This is a genomic window from Streptomyces gossypii (genome assembly GCF_025165795.1).
GTDB classification, from domain to species: Bacteria; Actinomycetota; Actinomycetes; order Streptomycetales; family Streptomycetaceae; genus Streptomyces; species Streptomyces gossypii.
The window spans coordinates 57,551-72,537 of sequence record NZ_JAJAGO010000013.1 but is presented as its reverse complement, the minus strand read 5'-3'; the positions used below and the strand labels follow the sequence as shown (position 1 = coordinate 72,537).

General features: G+C 71.7%; 12 protein-coding genes. 11 read left to right on the top strand and 1 reads right to left on the bottom strand.

Annotation, left to right across the window (positions count from 1 at the left end; genetic code table 11):
• Window positions 1-20: 20 nt before the first annotated feature.
• The 6 genes from LHJ74_RS25790 to LHJ74_RS25765 are packed head-to-tail and all read left to right on the top strand — an operon-like array spanning window position 21 to window position 6,056.
• Window positions 21-1,130 (top strand): DegT/DnrJ/EryC1/StrS family aminotransferase, encoded by a 1,110-nt coding sequence (locus LHJ74_RS25790; RefSeq protein ID WP_260220625.1) that lies wholly within the window; start codon window positions 21-23, stop codon window positions 1,128-1,130.
• A gap of 31 nt (window positions 1,131-1,161) precedes the next feature.
• Window positions 1,162-1,788 carry a dTDP-4-dehydrorhamnose 3,5-epimerase family protein gene (locus LHJ74_RS25785; protein ID WP_260220624.1) on the top strand — a complete coding sequence of 209 codons (627 nt, stop codon included), beginning with the start codon at window positions 1,162-1,164 and terminating at the stop codon, window positions 1,786-1,788.
• Entirely contained in the window at window positions 1,785-2,672 is an 888-nt protein-coding gene (gene rfbA, locus LHJ74_RS25780) for a glucose-1-phosphate thymidylyltransferase RfbA (RefSeq protein ID WP_260220623.1), read from the top strand. Before LHJ74_RS25785 ends, rfbA begins: the two co-directional genes overlap by 4 nt.
• Window positions 2,669-3,691: a dTDP-glucose 4,6-dehydratase gene (gene rfbB / locus LHJ74_RS25775; protein ID WP_260220622.1), complete on the top strand. Its 1,023-nt coding sequence runs from the start codon at window positions 2,669-2,671 to the stop codon at window positions 3,689-3,691. The genes rfbA and rfbB overlap by 4 nt, the downstream gene beginning before the upstream one ends.
• Before the next feature lie 17 nt (window positions 3,692-3,708).
• Window positions 3,709-4,863: a nucleotide disphospho-sugar-binding domain-containing protein gene (locus LHJ74_RS25770; RefSeq protein WP_260220621.1), complete on the top strand. Its 1,155-nt coding sequence runs from the start codon at window positions 3,709-3,711 to the stop codon at window positions 4,861-4,863.
• 26 nt (window positions 4,864-4,889) lie between these two features.
• Entirely contained in the window at window positions 4,890-6,056 is a 1,167-nt protein-coding gene (locus LHJ74_RS25765) for a nucleotide disphospho-sugar-binding domain-containing protein (protein WP_260220620.1), read from the top strand.
• Between the two features lie 607 nt (window positions 6,057-6,663).
• Here the strand turns inward: LHJ74_RS25765 and LHJ74_RS25760 are convergent.
• Complete coding sequence (locus LHJ74_RS25760; protein ID WP_260220619.1) at window positions 6,664-7,260, bottom strand: hypothetical protein; 597 nt, start codon at window positions 7,258-7,260, stop codon at window positions 6,664-6,666.
• Window positions 7,261-7,541: 281 nt separating this feature from the next.
• On the opposite strand from LHJ74_RS25760, the gene LHJ74_RS25755 reads away from it, so the two are divergent.
• The 5 genes from LHJ74_RS25755 (at window position 7,542) to sucB (ending at window position 14,907) form a co-directional block, all read left to right on the top strand.
• Complete coding sequence (locus LHJ74_RS25755; protein ID WP_260220618.1) at window positions 7,542-8,681, top strand: nicotinate-nucleotide--dimethylbenzimidazole phosphoribosyltransferase; 1,140 nt, start codon at window positions 7,542-7,544, stop codon at window positions 8,679-8,681.
• Window positions 8,682-8,778: 97 nt separating this feature from the next.
• The gene (locus tag LHJ74_RS25750; RefSeq protein WP_260220617.1) at window positions 8,779-9,594 is read left to right on the top strand and encodes an adenosylcobinamide-GDP ribazoletransferase; all 816 of its coding nucleotides are present in this window, start codon (window positions 8,779-8,781) and stop codon (window positions 9,592-9,594) included.
• Window positions 9,595-9,737: 143 nt separating this feature from the next.
• Window positions 9,738-11,324 (top strand): leucyl aminopeptidase, encoded by a 1,587-nt coding sequence (locus LHJ74_RS25745; RefSeq protein WP_260220616.1) that lies wholly within the window; start codon window positions 9,738-9,740, stop codon window positions 11,322-11,324.
• A 336-nt stretch (window positions 11,325-11,660) separates the two neighbouring features.
• Window positions 11,661-13,049, top strand: coding sequence for a dihydrolipoyl dehydrogenase (lpdA, locus tag LHJ74_RS25740; RefSeq protein WP_260220615.1), 1,389 nt, complete (start codon window positions 11,661-11,663; stop codon window positions 13,047-13,049).
• A gap of 52 nt (window positions 13,050-13,101) precedes the next feature.
• A complete protein-coding gene (gene sucB, locus LHJ74_RS25735) occupies window positions 13,102-14,907 on the top strand; it encodes a 2-oxoglutarate dehydrogenase, E2 component, dihydrolipoamide succinyltransferase (RefSeq protein ID WP_260220614.1) in 1,806 nt (601 codons plus the stop codon).
• Window positions 14,908-14,987: the final 80 nt, after the last annotated feature.

Here is a 14,987-nt window from a genome sequence, read left to right as displayed (position 1 = left end):
CACACATCGAAGGAGCACGCATGACCACTCGGGTATGGGACTACCTCGCGGAGTACGAGAACGAGCGGGCGGAGATCCTCGAAGCCGTCGACACCGTCTTCCGCTCCGGCCAGTTGGTCCTCGGGAGCAGCGTGCGCGGATTCGAGGAGGAGTTCGCCGCCTACCACGGAGCGGCCCACTGCGTGGGCGTGGACAACGGCACCAACGCCGTCAAGCTCGGGCTCCAGGCACTGGACGTCGGCCCCGGCGACGAAGTGATCACCGTGTCGAACACCGCGGCGCCCACGGTGATCGCCGTCCACTCGACCGGTGCCACCCCCGTCTTCGTCGATGTGCGCGAGGACGACTTCCTGATGGACACCGCCCAGGTGGCCGCGGCGATCACCAGCCGCACCAAGTGCCTGCTGCCGGTGCACCTCTACGGACAGTGCGTGGACATGGCGCCCCTGCGGGAGCTCGCGGCCGAACACGGCCTGTCCATCCTGGAGGACTGCGCACAGGCACACGGCGCACGGCACGGCGACGCGATCGCCGGGACCATGGGCGACGCCGCCGCGTTCTCCTTCTACCCCACCAAGGTGCTCGGGGCCTACGGGGACGGCGGCGCGGTCCTCACCTCCACCGACGAGGTCGAGGCGAAACTGCGCCAGCTGCGCTACTACGGCATGGAAAAGCAGTACTACACCGTCTCCACACCGGCCCACAACAGCCGGCTGGACGAGGTGCACGCCGAAATCCTGCGCCGCAAGCTCACCCGGCTCGACGCCTACACCGCGGGACGCCGCGCCGTCGCGGAACGCTATGCCGAAGGGCTGGGGGACACCGGACTCACGCTCCCCGCGACGGTGCCGGGAAACGAGCACGTCTACTACGTCTACGTGGTCCGACATCCGCGCCGCGACGACATCATCGAGGCGCTCAAAGCATACGGAATCCAGCTGAACATCAGCTATCCGTGGCCGGTGCACACCATGTCCGGATTCGCACATCTCGGCTACGGGCCGGACGACTTCCCGGTCACCGGGAAACTCGCGGGCGAGATCTTCTCGCTCCCCATGTACCCCGCGCTTCAGGCGGACCGGCAGGAAAAGGTGATCAGCGCCGTATGCGAGGTGCTGGCAGCGCTGTGAGAAGCAGAGAAGACCGAGAAAGGGAGATCCGATGGAAGCCCGAAAACTCGCAGTCGAGGGTGCGCTGGAATTCACGCCGAAGGTCTTCCCGGACGAGCGCGGCCTGTTCGTCTCGCCGTTCCAGGGGGAGGCGTTCAGCACCGCGAACGGCACACCGCTGTTCCGCGTCGCGCAGACCAACCACAGCACGTCGCAGCGCGGCGTGGTGCGCGGACTGCACTTCACCGTGACGCCTCCGGGAAACTCCAAGTACGTCTACTGCGCCCGCGGTGAAGCCCTGGACATCGTCGTCGACATCCGGGTCGGCTCACCCACCTTCGGACAGTGGGACGCCGTCCGGATGGATCAGCGCGACTTCCGTGCGATGTACTTCCCCACCGGAGTGGGGCACGCCTTCGTGGCCCTCGAGGACGACACGGTCATGTCCTACATGCTCTCCGGAGGCTATGTGGCGGAGCACGAACTGGCCGTCTCCCCACTGGACCCGGAGCTGCGTCTGCCCCTGCCCGAGGACGTCGAACCGATCCTGTCCAGCCGCGACCGTGCGGCGCCGACCCTCGCCGAAGCCCGGCGCCAGGGCCTGCTGCCCGAGTACGGGCGGTGCCGCGAACTCGACGAGGCGGCAGGCGGACAGCTCCGGCCGGAGGGTGTCCGTTGAAGGGAATCATCCTCGCCGGGGGAAGCGGTACCCGTCTTCGCCCGCTGACCGGCACGCTGTCGAAACAGCTGCTGCCCGTCTACGACAAGCCCATGATCTACTACCCGCTTTCCGTTCTCATGCTGGCCGGAGTACGGGACATCCTCATCATCTCCGACGACCGGCACACCGAGATGTTCCACTCCCTGCTCGGAGACGGCTCACGCATCGGCATCCATATCGCCTACGGAGAGCAGGAGAAACCGAACGGAATAGCCGAGGCGCTGCTCATAGGCGCCGATTTCATCGGCGACGACCAGGTGGCACTCACCCTCGGGGACAACATGTTCCACGGGCCCGGATTCTCCAGCCTGCTACAGGAAAGCGTGAAGAACCTGGACGGCTGCGCACTGTTCGGCTATCCGGTGAAGGACCCGCAGCGCTACGGCGTGGGCGAGGTGGACGACTCGGGAAGGCTGCTCTCGATCGAGGAGAAGCCCGAAACGCCCCGCTCGAACCTCGCCGTCACCGGGCTCTACCTCTACGACAACGACGTGGTGGACATCGCCGAGAACATCGTGCCGTCCGCGCGCGGTGAACTGGAGATCACCGACGTCAACAAGGTGTACGTGGAGCAGAAGCGGGCGCGGCTCACCCAGTTGGGGCGGGGATTCGCCTGGCTCGACATGGGCACCCACGACGCGCTGCTCCAGGCCGGCCAGTACGTGCAGCTGCTGGAGCAGCGGCAGGGCGAATGGATCGCCTGTATCGAGGAGATCGCGCTGCACATGGGCTTCATCAGCGCCGAGGAATGCCGGCGGCTCGGCCATGAAATGGCGAGTTCCGCATACGGCAGCTACCTGCTGGACGTCGCGGCCCGCGGAATGAAGGTGGCGGCCCGGTGAGCGCCCCGACGCGTGTGCTGGTGACCGGCGGAGCGGGCTTCATCGGCTCCCACTTCACCAGGGAACTGCTGGGCGGTGCCTACCCGGCGCTGGCCGGCTCCCGCGCCGTGGTCCTGGACAAGCTGACCTACGCGGGAAACCGGGAGAACCTCGCGCCCGTGGCGGACCATCCGCGGCTGGAGTTCGTGCACGGCGACATCGGCGACGCCCCGCTGGTGGCGGAGCTTGCACGCGGCACGGACCTGATCGTGCACTTCGCTGCCGAGTCCCACGTGGACCGGTCGATCGACGACGCCGGGCGCTTCGTACGGACGAATGTGCTGGGCACCCACACGCTGCTCGATGCCGCGCTGGCGGCAGGCGTCGGCCGGTTCGTCCATGTCTCCACCGACGAGGTCTACGGCTCCATCGACAAGGGTTCCTGGCCCGAGGACCACCCGCTGGCGCCCAACTCGCCCTACGCCGCCGCCAAGGCCGCTTCCGACCTGCTGGCGCTGGCCTACCACCGCACCCACCGGATGGACGTGTGCGTCACCCGCTGCTCCAACAACTACGGCCCCTACCAGTATCCGGAGAAGCTGCTGCCGCTGTTCGTCTCGAACCTGCTGGACGGCCTGCCGGTTCCGCTCTACGGGGACGGCGGCAACGTCCGGGAGTGGCTGCACGTGGACGACCACTGCCGCGGCATCGCCCTGGCCGCGCAGCACGGTCGTGCCGGTGAGGTCTACCACCTCGGCGGTGGCGTGGAGCTGACGAACCGTGAGCTGACCGCCCGGGTGCTCGACCTGTGCGGCGCCGACTGGTCCGCCGTACGTCCGGTTGCCGACCGCAAGGGGCACGACCGCCGCTACTCGGTCGACATCTCCAAGAGCGCCGCCGAACTGGGCTACGCGCCCCGTGTCCCCTTCGGCAAGGGCCTGGCGGACACCGTCCGCTGGTACCGCGAGAACCGCGCGTGGTGGGAGCCCCTGAAACGCCCGGCCGGCGAACCCGCAGCCGAGAGCCACCCAGAGAAGTGACAACGAGAGGAGGAGCCGTGCGATTTCTGTTCACGATGTTGCCTGGCCGCTCACACCTGTACCCGATGGTCCCGCTGATCCGAGCCGTCCGTCTGGCAGGCCACCAGGTGCTGGTCGCCACCAGCGGTTCGGTCGTACGCCCGGCCGCCGAGTCCGGCCTGCCCGTCGTCGACATCGCCGCCGGGCAGGGCACCGGGGAACGCTACGACAAGCTGATGACGGACATCCTGGAGCCGGGACTTCCCGACGAGGCCCTGATGGCACTCATGGTCGACGGATACGCGGAGATCGGTGACCGGATGGCGGACGGAATCGCCCGGGTCGCCCGCGACTGGCGCGCCGAGGCGATCGTCTTCGAGCCCGGCCTCGCCCCCGGGCTGATCGTGGCCCGCGCACTCGGCGTGCCGGGCATCGTGCACGGCGTCGGCCTGCGGCACCCCACCTACTGGGCGATGACGCGGATGGGCGCGACCGCGAAGCGGCTGGGCCTGGACGGGCCGCCGACGCACCCGGACGCCGAGGTCAACATCAGCCCCGACTCACTGGAGGCGCTCAACGACGCGCCCGGCGAGGACGAGGCGGTCGTCCAGGTGCTGCCGATGCGGCCGCGTCCGTACAACGGGTCCGCCCAACTGCCAGCCTGGGCACTGCGCGAGGGCCGGCGCCCGCGCGTCGTCGCCACCATGGGCTCGGCACCGAGCACCAGCGGCGAAGGCTTCCTGCTGACCGACATCGTGCACGGCACCGCAGAGCTGGGCGTCGAGCTGATCATCACCGCCGGGGACGCCGAACTGTCAGCACTGCCCGACCCGTTGCCCGAGCACGTACGGCTCGTCGGCTGGATACCGCTGAGCGAGCTGCTCCCCACCTGCGACGCCGTGATCCACCACGGCGGCATGGGCACCATGTCCACCGCCTTCGCCACCGGCACGCCGCAGATCACCGTGCCGCCCAGCGGCGGATCGCCCGCCGCCCACGACGTCACCGAGCAGCGCGGGGCGGGCCTGACCGTATACCCGTCCGACCTCACGCCGGACGGCCTGGCCACGACGCTGCGGACCCTGCTCTCGACCCCGTCCTACCGGACCGCGAGCGCGGAGGTCGCCGCCGAGATGGCGGCCATGCCCAGCCCGACCGAGGTCGTGTCCCGGCTCACCGAACTGGCCGGCTGAGCGGCCCGGCTGACGACAAGGAAGTGATGACCATGCGGTACCTGTTCACCACGACACCCGGCTTCTCCCACACCACCCCGATGGTGCCGCTGGCGTACGCTGCGCAGCTGGCCGGGCACCAAGTGCTGTTCGCCGCCGGCGGACCGGCCCTGCGGGCGGGGGTCGGGGCGGGGCTCCCGGCCGTCGACGTCGCGCCCGGCGCGGACCTCACCCAGCCCTACGCCGAGCTCGCCGCGACGGCCGGAGGGACGGACCTCTCCGTCCAGGAGACAGAGCGTCTGCTCTTCAGCGCCTTCGGCACCATCGGCGAACTGATGCTGGACGGGCTGGTGGAGACCGCCCGCGAGTGGCGGGCCGACGCCGTGGTCTACCCACCGATGCTGCCCGCCGCGCTGCTCGCCGCACGGGCGGCCGGCTGCGGTGCCGTGCTGCACGGCATCGGGCTGCGGCACCCCGTCTTCCCCTGGCCGGAGGAACGATTCGCCGCCGCGGCGCGACGGTACGGCGTCACGGAGCTGCCGAGGCACCCGGACGCCGAACTCAGCCTGGGCCCGGACTCGCTGGAGAAGATCAACCCGACCGCGCCCGAGGACGACGGGACGGCCCCGCCCCTGGTGCCCATGTACCCCAGCCCGTACAACGGCGGCGGTGAGATCCCCGGCTGGGCACTGGACGAGGACAGACCGCGCATCGTCGTGACCATGGGGTCCGTCCCCGAACACAGCGGCCAGCGCGAACTGCTGTCCACCCTGATGACGGCCACGGCCGACCTGGAGGTCGAGGTGCTGGTGACCTCCGGCGGCGCGGACCTGCCCGCACTGCTGGGTCCACTGCCGGAACACGTCCGGCCGGTGGACTTCGTACCGCTGAGCACGCTGCTGCCGACCTGCGACGCCGTCGTCCACCACGGCGGGATGGGCACGATGTTCGCCGCACTCGCCGCCGGACTGCCGCAGGTGTGCCTGCCGACCACCAAGGGGGACGCGCTGACCAACTCCCAGGTCACCGAGCAGCGCGGCGCCGGGCTGACGCTGGACCCCGTGGGCCTGACCGGCGACGAGGCATCCGGCGCCCTGCGCGCGGTGCTCTCGACGCCCTCCTACCGAAAGGTGAGCGAGGAGGTCTCGGCCGAAATGCGCACCATGCCGAGCCCCCCGGAGGCGGTCTCCCACCTCACGGCATTACTGACCTGACCCACACCCCGCGGCCCTGCTGCCGGGGCCGCGGGCCGCCCCTGCCCCACCCGAGCCACCCGCACCCGCCCCGGCGCCCCTCCGGCCCGTCCGGCGCGTCCGGCGCGCCCCAGCCGGCCCGGCGCACCCCCACCCGGCCCCGCACACATCCCATCCGGCGCGCCCCCATCCAGCTGGCCCACCTCCAGCCGGTCCGGCGCACCCCCACCCCAGCTGACCCACCTCCAGCCGGTCCGGCGCGCCTCCAGCCCGTCCGGCGATTGAGGACCACCCCACCACTCGGCGCACCCCCACAGCCCGTCCGGCGATTGAGGACAAGAAACGGTGAAAGGGCGGGCCAGGGGCAAGACCCCCACCGCACCCACCTACCGCCGCGCCACTATCTCGATGAGCTCCTCAAGGTCATACCGCGCCCGCCGCGCGCTCCCGTACCGCGTAATGCGCCCACGACTCGCCCACTTGCGAATCGTCGCCTCGGAAACCCCTGCCGCCACGGCGGCCAACTCCGTGGGAACCGTGCGCCGCCCCACATCCGTACGCCGCCCCGCACCCGTACGCCGCCCCGCACCCGTACGACCCCCCGCCGTACCGCCCGACGCCCCACTCGTCACCGGGTACCGGCCCCTCCCCGCTGCCGCATCCCCCGGGCCAGCACCAGCCACTGCTGCGGCTCCCACGCATGCCCCGCCCCACAGCACACCCGTGGCGGCCGGGCCGCCGCACCGTCACCCGCGGCTGGCACCGAGAGCTTGCTTCGGCAGCCGGGATGCACGCAGAGCCCCAGTTCCAGCGAGGGCTCCGGCGAGGCGCTGTCGGGGTCGGCCGCCCGGTATCCGTCCCGCGTCAACTCCGCCAGTTCGGCGGCGATGCCGGCGGCGCTCCGGTGTCCGGCGAGCCAGTCCAGATGTCTGGTGAGAAATCCCGAGAGGCTCGCCACATCGCTCCGTTGCGGCTCTTCGACGCCGAGCGCGCGGGCCGCCAGCCCGGACCAGGAGGCGAGGGCGCTGAGCATCCGCGAACGGACCGCGAGACCCGCGTCGCCGACGGGTGAGGGAACGCCACGGGTACCGCTCACCCTGGTGGTGTTGCCCGCCGAAGAGCGGGCGAGCGCGGGAGCGCATTCACCGTAGAGGAAGGGCAGGTCCCCCAGTTGGGTCCGGACCCGTGCGCGGCAGTCCGCGCACAGCTTCCCGCGCTCTTCCATGGGTGGCCCGCCGCAGCTCCGGTTCTTCGGGCAGGCCGATACCGCACAGTGCGTCCCTGGCATGCTTCTGCTCCCCGATCCGCGTACCTACCGTGGTGAAAGCGTGCGCCCGGGGCGTCGTCGCTCCGGCGCGCCGCCGGTCCCGCCCAGCCTCACCGATGCGCCGGAGCGGGCACACGGAAGTGCGGAACAATTCCCTAAGTGCGGTGGGCGGAGCGGGAGTGCGGAAGTGCGGCCCCACCGCGCGCGACCGGGTGACGGGGTGACGTAACCTTCGCGGCATGCGTGACGGCAGCCTGAATCTGGACGACTTCGACGATCTCATCGAGCGCCCGCACAGCGGCATCCGCCGGGACGCCGAGGAACGGCGGCTCAGGACCGGCCTGCCGCCCGGTGCGCTCGGGCGGCTCGACGAGCTCGGCGAGTGGCTGGCGGCCGCCCAGGCCCAGGTGCCGGTGAAGCCGGTCCGCAGTCCCCGGATGGTCCTCTTCGCGGGCGACCACGGCGTTGCCGGGCTCGGTGTCTCGGCCCGCCCGGCGGGCACGGCGCACACCCTCGTACGGGCGACGCTCGACGGCCACAGCCCCGCGGCGATCCTGGCCCGCGAGTTCGGCGTACCGCTGCGCGTCGTCGACATGTCGGTCGACTGCCCGGCCGGTGAACTGCCCGCCGAGGTCACCCGGCACCGGGTGCGCCGCTCCTCAGGCCGGCTCGACACGGAGGACAGCCTCACCGCCGACGAGACGGAGCAGGCCTTCCGGGCTGGTATGGCCGTCGCCGACGAGGAGGCCGACGGCGGCACGGATCTGATCGTGCTCGGTGACCTGTCCGTCGGCGGCACGACGGCCGCGGGCACCCTGATCGCCGCCCTCTGCGGCACCGACGCGTCGGTGGTCACCGGCAGGGGCGGCGGCGGGATCGACGATCTGGTGTGGATGCGCAAGTGCGCGGCCATCCGGGACGGGCTGCGCCGCGCCCGCCCCGCGCAGGGCGACCAGCTCCGGCTGCTCGCCGCCGTCGCCGGTGCCGACCTCACGGCGCTCACCGGCTTTCTGCTCCAGTGCGCGGTGCGCCGTACGCCGGTCATCCTGGACGGCGTCGTCTCCGCGGCGTGCGCCCTCGTCGCGCAGCGCGTCGCGTTCCGCGCCCCGGACTGGTGGCTCGCCGGACAGTCGACCGGCGAACCGGCCCAGGCCAAGGCCCTGGACCGGATGGCGCTGGAGCCGCTTGCCGACCACCACGTCTCGGCAGGCGAGGGCACCGGCGCGCTGCTCGCACTCCCGCTGGTACGGGCGGCGGCGGAACTCGCGGCGGAACTGCCCGAGGTCACCGAACCGGACCCGGCCGACGACACCGACCCGGACGCCACCGGCACCGGCACCGGCACCTCTGACACCCCGAGCGCCCTCGACGCGACCTGACCGCCTCCCCGTCCCACTGCCGCAGCCATCCGTGACCCGGCACCCGTCGCCCGTCACGGGTCGGCCGGTCGGCCGGTCACGGGTAGCCTCCTCGCCCATGGAACGGACGGAGAGCACGGACGCGGCTGCCCGCGGCGCGGCGACACTGGGTGACGGACTGCGCTTCGCCTTCGGCACCCTCACCGCGCTGCCGGTGGCGCTGACCCGGTGGGACCGGCCCGCCGCCCGGCGCGGCATGGTGTGCGCCCCGCTCGCGGGCGCCGTGGTGGGTCTGGCGGCCGGCACGCTCGGCGCCGTACTTCTGCTGCTCGGTGCGGGCCCGCTGCTCGCCGCCGTCGCCGCGGTCGCCGTGCCCGCCGCACTGACCCGAGGGCTGCATCTGGACGGGCTCGCGGACGTCGCCGACGGGCTCGGCAGCGGTAAGCCCGCCGACGACGCGCTGCGGATCATGAAGCAGTCCGACATCGGCCCCTTCGGCGTGCTGACCCTCGTCCTCGTCCTGCTGGCGCAAGTCGCCGCGCTGAGCGAGCTGTACGCCCGCGACTGGGCCACCGGTGCCGCGGCGGCGGCCGTCGCCGGACTCGTCTCCCGCGCCGCCCTCACTCTCGCCGCCCGCGCCGGCGTACCGGCGGCACGGCCACAGGGGCTGGGCGCGGCCGTCGCCGGAGTCGTCGGCGTACGGGCCGCCGGTGCGACCGCGGCGGCCGTCGTCCTGCTGGCCGCGGGAGCGGGCACGGTGCGTGCACCGTACGGGCCGGTGCTGGCGGCCGCCGCGGCCGTCCTGGCGCTCGCCGCCGGTGAACTCCTGCTGCGGCACTGCCGACGACGCTTCGGCGGGGTGACCGGTGACGTGTTCGGCGCACTGTCGGAAACGGCAACCACCGGCGTCCTTGTCGTTCTTGCGCTGGGCTGACCCCCCGACGGGCATCGCGCGCGGCGGGCGCGGAGGCGTAGGGTCGCCGAAAAACACGGGCACAGACGGGCATACGATGCCCGAAGTGTCCAAGGCCGTGCACACCCAGACGGCTCCACAAACGAAAGCAGGTCCCTTCCACCGTGTCTGCTCTGACTCTCAGCACCTCGTCCGCCGCGACGCTGCGCGCGGACGCCGTCGTCGTCGGCGTCGCCCAGGGCGCCAAGGGACTCGTCGTCGCCCCGGGCGGCGAGGCCGTGGACAAGGCGTTCGGCGGGAAGCTGGCCGCCACCCTGGACGCCCTCGACGCGAGCACCGGCGAGGGCGAGCTCACCAAGCTGCCCGCCCCGTCCAGCGGTCTCAAGGCGCCGGTCGTGCTGGTGGTCGGGCTGGGTGACGTCCCGAAGAAGAACGCGGACTACGAGCCGGAGACGCTGCGCCGCGCGGCCGGTGCCGCCGCCCGCGCGCTGACCGGCACCAAGAAGGCGGGCTTCGCGCTGCCGCTCGGCGGACCGGAGACGGTGGCGGCGGTGGCCGAGGGCGCGCTGCTGGGCGCGTACGCGTTCACCTCGTACCGGGGGACGGACAAGAACGACGCGTCCGCCAAGGACGCCACCGCCGGCAAGGACGGCAAGCCCGGCAAGAACAAGAAGAGCAAGAAGGACGGCAGCGCCCCGCTCGCGGAGATCGCACTGCTCGGCGCGAAGCCCCGTGACAAGGACCACAAGGCCGCGGCCGACCGTGCCGAGGTGCTGGCCGCCGAGGTGCGCCGCGCACGCGACCTGGTGAACCTGCCCCCCAACGCTCTGAACCCGAAGACCTTCGCCGCGCACGTCCAGGCGGCGGCCAAGGAGCACGGCCTCAAGGTCGAGGTGCTGGATGAGAAGGCGCTCGCCAAGGGCGGCTACGGCGGCATCCTGGGCGTCGGCCAGGGCTCGGACAGCCCGCCCCGGCTGGTGCGGCTCACCTACACGCACCCCAAGGCGAAGAAGTCGCTCGCCTTCGTCGGCAAGGGCATCACCTACGACTCGGGCGGCATCTCGCTCAAGCCCGCCGGTCACAACGAGACGATGAAGTGCGACATGGCGGGCGCCGCGGCCGTCTTCGGCGCGGTCGTCGCCAGCGCGCGGCTGGGCCTGCCCGTCAATGTCACCGGCTGGCTGGCGCTCGCCGAGAACATGCCCTCCGGTGCCGCCACCCGCCCCGGCGACGTGCTGAGCATGTACAGCGGCAAGACCGTCGAGGTGCTGAACACCGACGCCGAAGGCCGTCTGGTGCTGGCCGACGCGCTTGCCCGCGCCTGTGAGGAGTCGCCGGACGCGCTCGTGGACGTCGCCACCCTCACCGGCGCCATGGTGATGGCACTGGGCAACCGCACCTTCGGCATCATGGCGAACGACGACGCCTTCCGCGCCACCATGCACGAGATCGCGGGCGAGGCCGGCGAGGCGTCCTGGCCGATGCCCGCCCCGCAGCACCTGCGCAAGGGCATGGACTCGCCCATCGCCGACCTCGCCAACATGGGCGAGCGGATGGGCGGCGGCCTGGTCGCGGGCCTCTTCCTGGAGGAGTTCGTCGCGGAGGGCACCACCTGGGCCCACCTGGACATCGCCGGTCCGGGCTTCAACGAGGGCAGCCCCTTCGGCTACACCCCGAAGGGCGGCACCGGCGCGGCCGTACGCACCCTGCTGGGGCTGGCCGAGCGCACCGCCGCAGGCGATCTGGGCTGAGCGGGCGCGGGATCTGGCACGCGTCCCCTCGGCCCTGCGGGCCTGGGGAGGCCCCCTGCTCGCGGCGTTGCGAGCGCACGCACCAGATCCCGCCCGCTCTCCGACGAAGCCGGCCCGGCCCCGATCGCTCCCGGCGAACGGGGCCGTACGTCTGCTTGACCCGGCCCCGCGTCCCGTCTTCGGCCAACAAGTGACAAGATGGATCCTCGGCAGGACAGGGGCCCCGCGACTTCCACCGAAGTCGAGTCCAGGGCCGACACACACAAGCGGCCGAACGTACAGCCGCCCCGGCCGGTCGAGACCGGTCTTGGCGCACCCATGCATGGAGGACGTGACGTGGCGAACGACGCCAGCACCGTTTTCGACCTAGTGATCCTCGGTGGCGGCAGTGGCGGTTATGCCGCTGCCCTGCGTGCCGCTCAGCTGGGTCTGGACGTCGCCCTGATCGAGAAGAACAAGCTCGGCGGCACCTGTCTGCACAACGGATGTATCCCCACCAAGGCACTGCTGCACGCGGGTGAAATCGCCGACCAAGCCCGTGAGAGCGAAGAATTCGGCGTCAAGGCGACCTTCGAGGGCATCGACATCGCCGGGGTCCACAAGTACAAGGACGGCGTCGTCGCCGGGCTGTACAAGGGGCTCCAGGGCCTGGTGGCCAGCCGCAAGGTCACCTATGTGGAGGGCGAGGGCAGGCTCTCCTCCCCCACCTCCATCGAGGTGAACGGCCAGCGCTACGAAGGCCGGCACATCCTGCTGGCGACGGGCTCCGTGCCGAAGTCGCTGCCCGGTCTGGAGATCGACGGCAACCGCATCATCTCGTCCGACCACGCGCTGGTCATGGACCGGGTGCCCCAGTCCGCGATCATCCTGGGCGGCGGCGTGATCGGGGTCGAGTTCGCCTCCGCCTGGAAGTCCTTCGGTACGGACGTCACCATCGTGGAGGGTCTCCCCCACCTGGTGCCCGCCGAGGACGAGAACAGCTCCAAGCTGCTGGAGCGCGCCTTCCGCAAGCGCGGTATCGGCTTCTCGCTGGGCTCCTTCTTCGAGAAGGCCGAGTACACCGACGGCGGTGTCAAGGTCTCGCTGGCCAACGGCAAGACCTACGAGGCCGAGGTGCTGCTCGTGGCCATCGGCCGCGGCCCGGTCTCGCAGGGGCTGGGGTACGAGGAGGCCGGGGTCGCCATCGACCGCGGCTTCGTGGTGGCCGACGAGTACTGCCGCACCAACGTGCCGACGATCTCCGCGGTCGGCGACCTCATCCCCACCCTCCAGCTCGCGCACGTCGGCTTCGCCGAGGGCATCCTGGTCGCCGAGCGCCTGGCCGGGCTCAGCCCCGTGCCGGTTGACTACGACGGCGTGCCGCGGGTGACGTACTGCCACCCCGAGGTGGCGTCGGTGGGTGTCTCCGAGGAGAGGGCCAAGGAGCTCTACGGCGCGGACAAGGTCGTGACCCTCAAGTACAACCTCGCCGGGAACGGCAGGAGCAGGATTCTGAAGACCGCGGGCGAGATCAAGCTCGTCCAGGTCCGTGACGGTGCCGTGGTCGGCGTCCACATGGTCGGTGACCGGATCGGTGAGCAGGTGGGCGAAGCCCAGCTGATCTACAACTGGGAAGCGCTGCCGGCAGAGGTCGCGCAGCTCATCCATGCCCACCCGACGCAGAACGAGGCGCTCGGCGAGGCCCACCTGGCCCTCGCGGGCAAGCCCCTGCACTCACACGACTGACATTCACCCGGGCGCGACCGCATCCGCACATTCGTAAGGAGCAACAGAAGCCATGGCGGTTTCCGTAACCCTGCCGGCGCTCGGCGAGAGCGTGACCGAGGGCACCGTCACCCGTTGGCTCAAAGCCGAGGGTGAGCATGTCGAGGCCGACGAGCCGTTGCTCGAGGTCTCGACCGACAAGGTAGACACCGAGATCCCCGCCCCCGCGGCGGGCACCCTGGCCTCCATCAAGGTGGCCGAGGACGAGACCGTGGAGGTCGGCGCCGAGCTGGCCGTCATCGATGACGGCAGCGGCGCCCCGGCACCGGCCCAGCCGGAGGCCGCGGCCCAGCCGGAGCCCGCGCCTCAGGCCCCAGCCGCGGCCCAGCCGGAGCCCGCACCTCAGGCCGCGGCCCAGCCCGCGGCACCCGCCCCGGCGCCGGCAGCCGCAGAGCAGCCCGCCCAGCCCACAGAGCCTGCTCAGCCGGCTCAGCCCGAGGCCGCCCCCACCGGTGGCGCCTCGGGGGGCACCGATGTCGTACTGCCCGCACTGGGCGAGTCCGTCACCGAGGGCACCGTCACCCGCTGGCTCAAGGCGGTCGGCGAGTCGGTCGAGGCCGACGAGCCGCTGCTGGAGGTCTCGACCGACAAGGTGGACACCGAGATCCCCGCCCCCGCCTCCGGCACCCTGCAGGAGATCGTGGTGGGCGAGGACGAGACGGCGGAGGTCGGCGCCAAGCTGGCCGTGATCGGCACCGGTGCCGCCGCTCCGGCGGCGGCTCCCGCCCCGGCCCCGGCCGAGCCCACCCAGGCACCCGCCCCGGCTCCTGCTCCCGCCCCGGCTCCTGCTCCTGCTCCGGCCCCGAGCGCACCCGCCGCACCCAGCGCACCCGCCCCCAGCGCGCAGCCCAGCGCACCCGCCGCAACGGAGCCCCCCGGCACCGGTGACGGCGCGTACGTCACCCCCCTCGTCCGCAAGCTCGCGGCCGAGCAGGGTGTGCGGCTGGCGGACGTCAAGGGCACCGGCGTCGGTGGCCGGATCCGCAAGCAGGACGTCGTGGAGGCCGCCGAGGCCGCCAAGCGGGCAGCCGCCCAGGCGCCCGCACCGGCCGCAGCCGCCCCGAAGCGGGCCCCGGCTGCCAAGGCGGAGCCGTCGCCGCTGCGTGGGCAGACCATCAAGATGCCCCGCATCCGCAAGGTCATCGGCGAGAACATGATGCGGGCGCTGCACAGCCAGGCGCAGCTGTCCACCGTGATCGAGGTGGACGTCACCCGGGTCATGAAGCTGCGCGCCCGGGCGAAGGAGGCATTCCTCGCGCGGGAGGGCGTCAAGCTCTCCCCGATGCCGTTCTTCGTGCAGGCCGCCGCCGAGGCGCTGAAGACGAACCCGTCCGTCAACGCCAAGATCAACGACGACGGCACGGTCACCTACCACGATGTCGAGAACGTCGGCATCGCGGTGGACTCGGAGAAGGGCCTGATGGTCCCGGTCATCAAGGAGGCCGGAAACCTCAACCTGGCGGGCATCGCCCGCAAGACCGCCGACCTGGCGAAGAAGGTCCGCAGCGGCGGCCTGAGCCCGGACGACATGTCCGGCGGCACGTTCACGATCAGCAACACCGGTTCCCGCGGTGCGCTGTTCGACACGGTGATCGTGAACTACCCGCAGGTCGCTGAGCTGGGCATCGGCGCCACCGTGCGGCGTCCGGTGGTCATCGACCACCCGGAGCTGGGCGAGACCATCGCCGTCCGCGACATGGTCTACCTGACCCTGTCCTACGACCACCAGCTGGTCGACGGCGCGGACGCGGCCCGCTACCTGGGAGACCTGAAGACGCGTCTCGAAGCAGGCGAGTTCGAGGGCGAGCTCGGCCTGTAGGGACCACCCAGCAGGCACGACGACCCCCGCTTCGGATCCTTCCGGGCGGGGGTCGTCGCCGTATCGTCGAGAGACCAACC

Coding starts and splice junctions, on each gene's coding strand:
- LHJ74_RS25750 (WP_260220617.1), top strand. CDS start 8,779: ATGGAACGGACGGAGAGCACGGACGCGGCTGCCCGCGGCGCGGCGACA.
- LHJ74_RS25755 (WP_260220618.1), top strand. CDS start 7,542: ATGCGTGACGGCAGCCTGAATCTGGACGACTTCGACGATCTCATCGAG.
- LHJ74_RS25785 (WP_260220624.1), top strand. CDS start 1,162: ATGGAAGCCCGAAAACTCGCAGTCGAGGGTGCGCTGGAATTCACGCCG.
- sucB (WP_260220614.1), top strand. CDS start 13,102: ATGGCGGTTTCCGTAACCCTGCCGGCGCTCGGCGAGAGCGTGACCGAG.
- LHJ74_RS25790 (WP_260220625.1), top strand. CDS start 21: ATGACCACTCGGGTATGGGACTACCTCGCGGAGTACGAGAACGAGCGG.
- LHJ74_RS25765 (WP_260220620.1), top strand. CDS start 4,890: ATGACCATGCGGTACCTGTTCACCACGACACCCGGCTTCTCCCACACC.
- LHJ74_RS25760 (WP_260220619.1), bottom strand. CDS start 7,260: ATGGAAGAGCGCGGGAAGCTGTGCGCGGACTGCCGCGCACGGGTCCGG.